This window comes from Mycobacterium sp. (assembly GCF_050701675.1).
In the GTDB taxonomy this organism is placed as follows: Bacteria; Actinomycetota; Actinomycetes; order Mycobacteriales; family Mycobacteriaceae; genus Mycobacterium.
The window spans coordinates 1-10,369 of the sequence record NZ_JBOGDD010001284.1 but is presented as its reverse complement, the minus strand read 5'-3'; the positions used below and the strand labels follow the sequence as shown (position 1 = coordinate 10,369).

The following is a 10,369-nucleotide window of genomic DNA, read 5'->3' as shown; positions in this document are numbered from 1 at the left end:
GTCGTAACGGATCCCGAACAAGACCGGAATGAGTCCGATCTTGAAGGGTCCCGGCGCGCGATCCACTTTCAGGAGTGGTGGGTGCGCTACCGGGCCCAGATCCCCACGCACTCCTTCGCCTTCGTCGGCGCCGACAAGGCCGCCGCCGCACCCGGTGTGCTCGAATCCATCGCCGATGCCGACGTCGTCCTGCTGGCGCCGTCCAACCCCGTCGTGAGCGTCGGCGCGATCCTCGCCGTGCCGGGAATCCGTGGGGCGCTGCGGTCCACGGCGGCGCCCGTCATCGGCTACTCCCCCATCGTCGCGGGGCGGGCGCTGCGCGGGATGGCCGACGAATGCCTTTCCGTCATCGGCGTCGAAACCTCGTCGCAGGCCGTCGGCGCTCACTTCGGAGCGCGGTCCGGCACCGGCATACTCGATGGCTGGCTCATCGACGAGGGCGACACCGCAACGATCGCCGGAGTCGACGTGCGCGCCATCCCGCTGTTGATGACCTCTCCGTTGGCCACCGCCGAGATGGTTCGCAGCGGAGTGGAACTCGCAGGCATCGGGACGGGAGCGTGACGACTCCCGGCGAGGCCGCGGACCACGGCGCCGCTGCGGCCGTCGAGATCCTGCCCGTACCCGGCCTTCCCGAGTTCCGCCCCGGCGACGACGTGGCGGCGGCGATCGCCGCGGCGGCACCCTGGCTGCGCGACCACGACGTCGTCGTGGTGACGAGCAAGGTGCTCTCCAAGAGCGAGGGCCGGATCGTGGCAGCACCGACGGATCCCGAGGAACGGGACGCCCTGCGCCGCAAGCTCGTCGATGCCGAAGCGGTCCGCGTCGTCGCCCGCAAGGGGCGGACGTCGATCACCGAGAATGCGATCGGCCTGATCCAGGCGGCGGCGGGCGTCGACGGCTCCAATGTCGACTCTGCGGAATTGGCGCTGCTGCCAGTCGATCCCGACGGCAGTGCGGCAACCCTGCGGAACAGGCTTCTGTCCCTTCTCGGCGTGACCGTCGGCGTGGTCGTCACCGACACGATGGGACGGGCCTGGCGCAATGGCCAGACCGACACCGCGATCGGGGCAGCGGGGCTGGCCGTGTTGCACGGTTACGGCGGCGCACACGACGCACACGGCAACGAACTGGTCGTGACCGAGGTCGCGGTGGCCGACGAGATCGCCGCGGCCGCAGACCTCGTCAAGGGCAAGCTGACCGGCATACCGGTCGCAGTCGTCCGCGGCCTGGCTCTGCACGACGACGGGTCCAACGGACACACGCTCGTCAGGGCGGGCGAGGAGGACCTCTTCTGGCTCGGCACCGAGGAGGCCATTCGGATGGGCGAGCAGCGAGGGCGGCTGCAGGCCCAGCTGTTGCGACGCTCGGTCCGGCGGTTCGGCAAGGGGCCCGTCGACCCCGCGGTCGTCGAGGCCGCCGTCGCGGAGGCGCTCACCGCGCCGGCCCCGCACCACACGCGGCCGGTGCGGTTCGCGTGGGTCCGCGACCACGACGTCCGCATCGGACTTCTGGACACCATGAGGGAGACGTGGCGTGCGGACCTGCAAGCCGATGGCTTGCCCGCCGACGCCGTCGAGCGGCGCGTCGAGCGCGGCCAGATCCTCTACGACGCACCGGAGCTGGTGATCCCGTTCATGGTGCCCGACGGCGCCCATGCCTACCCCGACGCGAAGAGGACGGCCGCCGAGACCACCATGTTCACCGTCGCCGCCGGCGCCGCGGTGCAGGCTCTCCTGGTGGCACTCGCCGCCCGTGACATCGGCAGCTGCTGGATCGGATCGACGATCTTCGCCGCCGAACTGGTACGGGAACGGCTCGACCTCCCGCCGGACTGGGCGCCGTTGGGGGCCATCGCAATCGGCCATCCCGAGGAGCCGCCCGAACCGCGCGAGCCGGCGCCGACCGATGGTCTGCTGATCGTCCGATGAGCGGGCAGTACCGATGAGCCTGCACGATTCGGTGGTCGACACCCTGCGCAATTGGCAGCCAGCCGATCCGGCGCAGGACGCCTTGCGGCTCGCGGTGCTGGCGTTCGTGCTCGCCCGTCCCGACGCGTGTGAACGCGCCTGCGTCCCTGGCCACGTCACGGCCTCGGCACTGGTGCTCGATCACACCGCCAGCACGACCGTGCTCACGCTGCACCCACGGCTCGGCCGCTGGGTGCAACTCGGCGGCCACTGCGAGACGTCCGACGCAGACATCGCCGCCGCAGCGCTACGGGAGGCAAGCGAGGAGTCCGGTATCGACGGGTTGATCATCGACGAGATGCCCAAGGCCATTCACGTGCACGCTCTCACCTGCTCGTTGGGCGTGCCGACGCACCATCTCGACATTCAGTTCGTGGCCCACGCGCCCAAGGATGCGCAGATCGCCATCAGCGACGAATCACTGGATCTTCGGTGGTGGCCGCTGAACGATCTGCCGCCGGGCTCCGACTACGGACTGACCCAGCTGACGCGGGCGGCTCAGACGTCGGTCGAGTAGCGGATGCCGCCGTCGGGAATGTGCACCCCCGGCCACACCCGCGCGCCGCGGAGCAGCTCGCACCGCGCACCGATGTGTGCGCCGTCGCCGATCACGCCGTCGCGGATCAGCGCCCGCGGCCCGATGCGGGCGCCGAACCCGATGATCGAGCGTTCGATCACCGATCCGGCCTCGATGCGCGCGCCGTCGAAGATCACCGCGCCGTCCAGTCGCACGCCGGGCCCGATCTCCGCGCCCCGCCCGACCACCGTTCCGCCGATCAGAAGGGCGCCGGGCGCTACGGAGGCACCCTCGTGGACGAGCTCCTCGCCTCGGTGGCCCTTCAGGGCGGGCGACGGCGCGATACCGCGGACGAGATCGGCAGAGCCACGTACGAAGTCGTCCGGCGTGCCCATGTCGCGCCAGTAGGTGGCGTCGACGTAGCCACAGACCTTCAGACCGTCGGCGAGCAACGCCGGAAACACCTCGCGCTCGACCGACACCGCGCGGCCAACGGGTATCCGATCGATGACCTCGCGCTTGAACACGTAGCAACCCGCGTTGATCTGATCCGTAGGCGGGTCCTGCGTCTTCTCCATGAACGCGGTGACGGCACCATCGGAATCGGTTGGCACACAACCGAATGCGCGCGGATCACCGACCCTCACCAGGTGAAGGGTCAAATCCGCATCGCGGTCGCGATGGCTGTTCAGCAGGGCACCGAGATCAGCGCCGGACAGCACGTCGCCGTTGAACACCAGCGCGGTGTCGTACCGAAGCCTCGACGCCACGTTCGCAATGCCGCCGCCGGTGCCGCGCGGCTCGTCTTCGACGACGTACTCGATCTGCAGGCCAAGCTTGGACCCGTCGCCGAACTCGGCTTCGAACACCTCGGCCTTGTACGACGTCCCCAACACGACGTGCTGGATTCCCGCCGCCGCGATCCGGGACAGCAGATGCGTCAGGAAGGGCAGACCCGCCGTCGGCAGCATGGGTTTGGGAGCGGACAACGTGAGCGGTCGCAAACGCGTGCCCTGGCCGCCGACCAGTATGACGGCATCGACCTCTGCCGGATTCACCGAACTTGCCATCAGCTGTTTCCTTTGCTCTTCGCGCAAGCGCTCATCGCCGTCCTTCGCTCTTCGCGCAAGCGCTCAGTGCCGCCCCTTCGCGATCTTCCGCCGGGAGTTGCCGACCACCAACCCCGCCCGCGCCGCGAGGGCCGATCTGATGGTCCAGCGCAACGGCGCCTGCCACCAGCGAGGATGCCGGTCAGCCAGGAAAGTGTAGGTGCTGGTGTGGTGGGCAGCCAAGTTGCGGGCGGGGTCGCGGCCCGTCGAGTGCCCCTTGTCGTGGAGCACCTCCGCCGACGGCACGTAGACGTTCTCCCAGCCGGCCTCCGTCAGACGATCGCCGAGGTCAACGTCCTCCATGTACATGAAGTAGCGCTCGTCGAACCCCGTGATCGCGTCGAAAGCGTGGCGCCGGAGGAGCAGACACGCCCCCGACAGCCAGCCGACGGGACGTTCGCTGGGCTCCAGCCGCTCCTGCCGGTATGCCGCCGTCCACGGGTTGGACTTCCACAGCGGGGCGACGACGGCGTGCATGCCGCCACGGATCAGGCTCGGCTGGTGGCGTGCCGACGGGTAGACCGAACCGTCGGGATCGCGGATCAACGGTCCCAGCGACCCAGCGCGCGGCCAGCGCTCGGCGGCGTCGAGCAGCTGGTCGATGCTGCCTGGACCCCACACCACGTCGGGATTGGCCACGATGAAGAACTCCGGGCCGTCGACGTTCGCGTCGTCCGATCCGGTCACGTACTCGGCCACCGCCCGGTTGACGGCCGAGCCGTAACCCAGGTTGGCGCCGGTGTGCAGAAGCCGCGCATTCGGGTAGCGCCGCGCCGCCTCCTCGGGAACGCCGTCGGTGGAGCCGTTGTCCGCCATCACGACCGTCACCGGCCGTTCAGTGGCATGGCCGAGGGAGGCGAGGAACCGGTCGAGGTGCGGACCCGGTGAATAGGTCACCGTCACCACGATCAGTTCGTCAGTCACGGCGTCGAGGGTAATGGCGTCCTACCGCCGTCGAGGCGGTGGTGCGTCCCGTCACAGTCAGCGCGGGGATTCAGCGCGGCTGGTCTGACAGCGCCGAGCGCAACGCATCCCGCCATGGCGGCAGCTCGCTCAGTCCGGCCGCCGCCGAAAGGCGCCCAGAGAGCGCCGAGTAGGGCGGCCTTGGAGCTGGCCGCGGGTGGAGGTCGCTGCCGACTGGCCGCACGCGGTCCGGGTCGGCGCCAACGAGCTCGAACACCTCACGCGCCTGCTCGTACCGACTGGTCTCGCCCTGGTTCGCCGCATGCAGGACTGATTCCTCTATCGGTTCCTCGGCCACCTGAAGGAGGGCTTGGACGAGGTCGCCGACGTAGGTCGGTGAGCCGACCTGGTCGGCGACGACGTCGACCTGAGCGTCTCCGCCCGCCAGTCGTCGCATGACGGAGACGAAGTCGCTGCCGCCCTCGGCGCCCGAGTAGATCCAGGAGGTCCGCACGACGTGGGCGGTGGGCATCGCCGAGAGCACCTCGAACTCACCTTGCAACTTGGTGCGGCCGTAGACGCCGAGCGGTCCGGTTTCGTCGTCGATCTCATAGGGGTGAGGAGGCGCGTCGCCGAACGCTCCGCCGAACACGTAGTCGGTCGAGATGTGAATCAGCTCGGCTCCGGCGCGGGCACAGGCGTGTGCCACGTTCTCGGCTCCTGTGGCGTTGACGGCGCGGGCCGCAGCCTCGTCGGCCTCGGCCTGATCCACCTTGGTGTAGGCGGCGCAGTTGATCACCACGTCACCGGAGTTCACATGATGTTCCGGCGCGGTCGGGTCGGTGACGTCACATTGTGCCGAGGTCAGCGCCAATACCTGGTGGCCGCGACGCCCCGCCTCAGCCGTCAGTCTTCGCCCGACGAGTCCTCCTGCACCGATGATCACCAAACTCCTCGACATGGTTGAAGAGTCTGGCACGCCGAGGAGCGCTAACGCCCCATCGGGCGACTCGCCAGTAGCCTGGGCAGATGCCAGGTCGTGTTTCTCGCGTCATCGCCGTGGTCGTGGCGGCGGTGATCGTCATCGGCACTGGCGTCGCGTGGGGAAAGATCCGGTCGTTCGAGAACGGCATCAATCACGTCTCTTCGGCCGCCCTCGGCGGTGGCGGCGACGACGGTGCGATCGACATCCTGCTCGTCGGCATGGACAGCAGGACCGACGCTCACGGCAATCCGTTGTCCGCCGATGAGCTCGCCACGTTGCGCGCGGGCGACGACGTGTCGACCAACACCGACACCATCATCCTGGTCCGCATCCCCAACAACGGAACGTCCGCCACGGCGATCTCGATCCCCCGCGACTCCTACGTCGAAGCCCCCGACGACCTCGGCAAGACCAAGATCAACGGCGTATTCGGTCAGGTCAAGCTCGAGAAGATGAAGGAACTCGTCGAGGTACAGGGCGAGGACCCAGCGACTGCCGAGCCGAAGGCCACGGAAGCGGGCCGGGAGGCATTGATCAAGACCGTCGCCGACCTCACCGGCGTCACCGTCGACCACTACGCCGAGATCGGGCTGCTCGGCTTCTCGCTCATCACGGACGCACTCGGCGGCGTCGACGTGTGCCTCAAGGACGCCGTCTACGAACCCTTGTCCGGTGCGGACTTTCCGGCAGGGAAACAGAAGCTCGACGGCCCGCAGGCCCTGAGCTTCGTCCGGCAGCGACACGACCTGCCCCGCGGTGACCTCGACCGGGTGACACGCCAGCAGACCGTCATGGCATCCCTTGCCCACCAGGTCATTTCGGGTAAGACGCTGTCCAGTCCATCGACGCTGAACCGACTTCAGGACGCCGTGCAGCGTTCAGTCGTGCTCTCCGACGGATGGGACATCATGGACTTCGTCACGCAGATGCAGAAACTGGCGGGGGGCAACGTCGCCTTCGCCACCATTCCGGTCCTCCAGGAGGACGGCTGGAGCGACGACGGCATGCAGAGCGTCGTTCGGGTGGATCCGGCACAGGTGCAGGAGTTCATCGCGGGCCTTCTACAGAAGCAGGATGAGGGCAAGACCGACGTCGTCGCCTATTCCCCGAGCAAGACCACCGCCGACGTGGTGAACGACAGCGACATCAACGGACTCGCCGCGTCGGTGTCGGAGGTGTTGACCGGTAAGGGCTTCACCGCTGGCAACGTCGGCAACAACGAGGAGGGCCGGGTGGCGAGCAGCCAGGTTCGAGCGGCGAAGACCGACGACCTTGGCGCCCAAGCAGTCTCGAAGGAGCTGGGCAACCTGCCGATCGTCGAGGATCCGTCGCTGGCGCCGGGTGCGGTCAAGGTGATGCTCGCCGGCGACTACACCGGCCCCGGATCTGGCCTCGGCTCCGAGACCTCGACCGGCGATTCGACCGAGGCCTCTGGGGATACCGTGGACCAGGCAGCGGCCCAGACCACCGATGCGGTTCCACAGCCACCAACCATCATGACGGCAGGCACGGACGGCCCGGAGTGCGTGAACTGACGAACCTCAGCTCGGCAGTGATGGACCCGCTGCTCGCCGTCGCGTCTGCGCCGCGGATCACCTACTACGACGACGCAACGGGTGAGCGGATCGAGCTCTCCACGGTGACGCTGGCCAATTGGGCCGCGAAGACGGGAAACCTGCTGCGCGACGAGCTCGGTGCAAGCCCGAGCAGTCGGGTGGCCATCTTGCTGCCTCCGCACTGGCAGACATTGGGCGTCATGCTCGGCGTTTGGTACGTCGGCGCAGAAGTAGTTGCAGGACAATCTGAATGCGACGTTGCCTTTTGTACGGTGGACCGCCTGGACGAGGCCGACGCTGCGGTCGGACAGGCCGGCGAAGTCGTGGTGTTGTCGCTCGACGCCTTCGGCCGACCGGTTCCCGACGTCCCATTCGGCGTCACCGACTACGCCACGTCGGTGCGCGCACACGGCGACCAGATCACCCCCGAACGCAACCCCGGACCCGCGTTGGACGGCCGATCGGTCGCGGAGACCCTCTCCGCCGCAACCAGTTCGGCCACCGCCCAGGGCTTCACCCCTGCCAGCCGAGTGCTCTCGTCGAAGGCCTGGGACACCGCTGAGGCGATGATCGACCACGTGCTCGCAGTGTTGGTGGCGGGCGGATCCCTGGTCCAAGTGGCACACCCCGACACCGAAGCGCTGGCGCGCCGCGCCGAGGCCGAGAAGGTCACCGCGAGGCTGGAGTAGCCCGACGCTCTACTTCAACAGCGCGCGGGACATCACGACCCGCTGAATCTGGTTAGTGCCCTCGTAGATTTGGGTGATCTTGGCATCGCGCATGAACCGTTCGACCGGGAAGTCGACGGTGTAGCCGTAGCCGCCGAACAGTTGCACGGCGTCGGTGGTCACCTGCATGGCCACGTCGGAGGCGTAGCACTTGGCGGCCGAGGAAATGAAGCCGAGGTTCGGCTCCCCGCGCTCTGCCCGCGCTGCGGCGCTGTAGACCATCAGGCGCGCGGCCTCGATCTTCATCGCCATGTCGGCAAGCATGAACTGCACCGCCTGGAAGTCACTGATCGACTTCTTGAACTGCTTGCGCTCCTTCGTATAGGCGATCGATGCCTCTAGCGCACCCTGCGCGATGCCGACGGCTTGCGCGCCGATCGTCGGGCGGGTGTGATCCAGCGTGGCCAACGCCGTCTTGAATCCCGTTCCTGGCTCCCCGATGATGCGGTCGCCAGGGATTCGACAGTCCTCGAAGTACAGCTCGGTGGTGGGCGAGCCCTTGATGCCCATCTTCTTCTCCTTGGGCCCGACGCTGAAACCCGGATCCTCGGCATGCACCACGAACGCCGAGATGCCGTTGGCGCCCTTGTCCGGGTCGGTCACCGCCATCACCGTGTACCACGTGGAGTGACCACCGTTGGAGATCCAGCACTTCGAACCGTTGAGGACCCAATCGTCGCCGTCCGCACGGGCGCGGGTGCGCATCGCCGCCGCATCGCTGCCGGCCTCCCGCTCGGACAACGCGTAGGAGGCGGTCGCCTCGCCAGCCCCGATCGAGGGCAGCACCTGCTTCTTGAGTTCCTCGGACCCCTTCAGCAGCATGCCCATGGTGCCGAGCTTGTTGCAGATCGGGATCAACGACGACGAGGCACACACTCGGGCAACCTCTTCGATGACGATGCACGCCGCGAGCGAGTCACCACCTTGACCGCCGTACGCCTCCGGAATGTGGATCGCCGAGAAGCCCGACGAGTTCAAGGCAGCGAGTGCCTCGTCGGTGTACCGGGCCTTCTCGTCGACGTCAGCCGCGTACGGCGCGATCTCCTTGTCGCACAGATCCCGAAGGACCTTGCGCATCTCAATGTGTTCGTCGGACAGCTGAAAGGCGTCGAACGACGGGTTGCCGATGGACATCGGGGACTCCTTGCTACTCGCCAGTAACTTTACTACTACCGCCGCTACTCCCCCAGTAAGCGGTCGCGCAGCGCTTGATCCTTGGCCAGCACCGTCGATTCCAGCTGTCGCTGGAACTCGCGGATGCGGGCCTGCAGCCCCTGGTCCGTGGCACCGAGGATGCGCACGGCCAGCAGCCCTGCATTTCGCGCCCCGCCGATCGACACCGTCGCCACCGGCACCCCGGCGGGCATCTGCACGATCGACAGCAAGGAGTCCAGCCCGTCGAGCCTGCCCAGCGGCACCGGCACGCCGACCACCGGAAGCGGTGTCGCCGAGGCGACCATCCCCGGCAGATGGGCGGCACCGCCCGCACCTGCGATGATCACCTCGATGCCGCGGTCAGCCGCGGTGCGGGCGTAGTCGAGCATCCGCTGGGGCGTGCGATGCGCCGAGACGATGCCGACCTCGAACGGAATGTCGAACTCGGCGAGCGCCTCCGCGGCGTCCTGCATCACCGGCCAGTCGCTGTCGCTGCCCATGATGACGCCGACGCGGGCGCTCGAAGTACCGCTATCCATGCGAATCCCATCCGTCCGTCCACTCCCCGTGCGATAGCCAGTGTGCAGCCCGGACAGCGCGCTCACGAACCTCCGCGACATAACCCTCGTCATCGGCATCGCCGGTGGTCTCGCCGACGATGTTGACGTGGCCGATCTTGCGGCCGGGACGTTCGCCCTTGCCGTAGAGGTGCACCTTCGCGTCGGGCATCCTGGCGAACAGATGGTGCACGCGCTCGTCCATGGTCACGTCCGGAGTCCGAGGAGCGCCGAGCACATTGGCCATCGCCGTCAGCGGGGCGAACGGCGCGGTGTCTCCCAGCGGATAGTCGAGAACGGCGCGCAGGTGCTGTTCGAATTGGCTAGTGCGGGCGCCGTCCATGGTCCAGTGCCCGGAGTTGTGTGGGCGCATCGCCAGTTCGTTGACCAGCAGCCCACCCGCCTCGGTCTCGAACAGCTCGACGGCCAGCACGCCGACCACGCCAAGCTCGTCGGCCAGGCGCAACCCCAACCGGGTGGCATCGGCAGCGAGCGTCACGGGCAATGCGGGCGCGGGGGCCAGCACCTCGACGCAGATCCCGTCGCGCTGCACGGTCTGCACCACCGGCCACGCAGCGCCCTGCCCGAACGGCGAGCGGGCAACCAGTGCCGACAGCTCTCGTCGCATGGCGACGCGCTCTTCGATCAGGATGGGCACGCCGTCGGCCAGGTATCGCTCGGCGATCCCCCTGGCCTGTGCCAGATCGTCGGCCATCGCCACGCCACGGCCGTCGTATCCGCCGCGGATGGTCTTGATGACGACGGGCCCGTCGATACGCCGTACGAACGCGTCGACGTCGTCAACGCCGTTCACGGCACCGAATCGCGGCACTGGAGCGCCGAGCGCCTCCAGCCGGGTCCGCATCACCCATTTGTCCTGGGCATGCAG

At 68.0% G+C, this 10,369-nt stretch carries 11 protein-coding genes; 5 read left to right on the top strand and 6 right to left on the bottom strand.

The window, feature by feature from the left end; all coding sequences use genetic code 11:
• The 3 genes from ACRDUX_RS39650 to ACRDUX_RS39640 all read left to right on the top strand — a co-directional run.
• On the top strand, positions 1–564 hold a 564-nt coding region (locus ACRDUX_RS39650), incomplete at its 5' end, for a 2-phospho-L-lactate transferase CofD family protein (protein WP_526422833.1).
• Positions 561–1,931, top strand: coding sequence for a coenzyme F420-0:L-glutamate ligase (locus ACRDUX_RS39645; RefSeq protein ID WP_526422831.1), 1,371 nt, complete (start codon positions 561–563; stop codon positions 1,929–1,931). The genes ACRDUX_RS39650 and ACRDUX_RS39645, both read left to right, overlap by 4 nt.
• A gap of 13 nt (positions 1,932–1,944) precedes the next feature.
• Positions 1,945–2,487 carry an NUDIX hydrolase gene (locus ACRDUX_RS39640; RefSeq protein WP_526422829.1) on the top strand — a complete coding sequence of 181 codons (543 nt, stop codon included), beginning with the start codon at positions 1,945–1,947 and terminating at the stop codon, positions 2,485–2,487.
• Here the strand turns inward: ACRDUX_RS39640 and manB are convergent.
• From manB to rfbD, 3 genes are all read right to left on the bottom strand, one after another.
• A complete protein-coding gene (gene manB, locus ACRDUX_RS39635) occupies positions 2,469–3,557 on the bottom strand; it encodes a mannose-1-phosphate guanylyltransferase ManB (RefSeq protein WP_526422827.1) in 1,089 nt (362 codons plus the stop codon). The genes ACRDUX_RS39640 and manB overlap by 19 nt on opposite strands.
• Before the next feature lie 63 nt (positions 3,558–3,620).
• Entirely contained in the window at positions 3,621–4,520 is a 900-nt protein-coding gene (locus tag ACRDUX_RS39630) for a glycosyltransferase family 2 protein (protein ID WP_526422825.1), read from the bottom strand.
• A gap of 70 nt (positions 4,521–4,590) precedes the next feature.
• A complete protein-coding gene (gene rfbD, locus ACRDUX_RS39625; protein ID WP_526422823.1) occupies positions 4,591–5,460 on the bottom strand; it encodes a dTDP-4-dehydrorhamnose reductase in 870 nt (289 codons plus the stop codon).
• Positions 5,461–5,528: 68 nt separating this feature from the next.
• On the opposite strand from rfbD, the gene ACRDUX_RS39620 reads away from it, so the two are divergent.
• Positions 5,529–7,019 (top strand): LCP family protein, encoded by a 1,491-nt coding sequence (locus ACRDUX_RS39620; protein ID WP_526422821.1) that lies wholly within the window; start codon positions 5,529–5,531, stop codon positions 7,017–7,019.
• Positions 7,016–7,729: a TIGR03089 family protein gene (locus ACRDUX_RS39615; protein WP_526422835.1), complete on the top strand. Its 714-nt coding sequence runs from the start codon at positions 7,016–7,018 to the stop codon at positions 7,727–7,729. The genes ACRDUX_RS39620 and ACRDUX_RS39615 overlap by 4 nt, the downstream gene beginning before the upstream one ends.
• Before the next feature lie 9 nt (positions 7,730–7,738).
• Here ACRDUX_RS39615 and ACRDUX_RS39610 read toward each other — a convergent pair whose 3' ends face one another.
• The 3 genes from ACRDUX_RS39610 to ACRDUX_RS39600 all read right to left on the bottom strand — a co-directional run.
• Complete coding sequence (locus tag ACRDUX_RS39610; RefSeq protein ID WP_526422819.1) at positions 7,739–8,902, bottom strand: acyl-CoA dehydrogenase; 1,164 nt, start codon at positions 8,900–8,902, stop codon at positions 7,739–7,741.
• 44 nt (positions 8,903–8,946) lie between these two features.
• Positions 8,947–9,462, bottom strand: a complete 516-nt coding sequence (purE, locus tag ACRDUX_RS39605; RefSeq protein ID WP_526422817.1) for a 5-(carboxyamino)imidazole ribonucleotide mutase — start codon at positions 9,460–9,462, stop codon at positions 8,947–8,949.
• A partial coding sequence (locus ACRDUX_RS39600; protein ID WP_526422815.1) for a 5-(carboxyamino)imidazole ribonucleotide synthase occupies positions 9,455–10,369 on the bottom strand: 915 nt, incomplete at its 5' end. The genes ACRDUX_RS39600 and purE, both read right to left, overlap by 8 nt.

What these genes read in the sequence shown, in the direction of transcription:
- ACRDUX_RS39640 (WP_526422829.1), top strand. Translation starts at nt 1,945, where the DNA reads ATGAGCCTGCACGATTCGGTGGTCGACACCCTGCGCAATTGGCAGCCA.
- manB (WP_526422827.1), bottom strand. Translation starts at nt 3,557, where the DNA reads ATGGCAAGTTCGGTGAATCCGGCAGAGGTCGATGCCGTCATACTGGTC.
- rfbD (WP_526422823.1), bottom strand. Translation starts at nt 5,460, where the DNA reads ATGTCGAGGAGTTTGGTGATCATCGGTGCAGGAGGACTCGTCGGGCGA.
- ACRDUX_RS39620 (WP_526422821.1), top strand. Translation starts at nt 5,529, where the DNA reads ATGCCAGGTCGTGTTTCTCGCGTCATCGCCGTGGTCGTGGCGGCGGTG.
- ACRDUX_RS39610 (WP_526422819.1), bottom strand. Translation starts at nt 8,902, where the DNA reads ATGTCCATCGGCAACCCGTCGTTCGACGCCTTTCAGCTGTCCGACGAA.
- purE (WP_526422817.1), bottom strand. Translation starts at nt 9,462, where the DNA reads ATGGATAGCGGTACTTCGAGCGCCCGCGTCGGCGTCATCATGGGCAGC.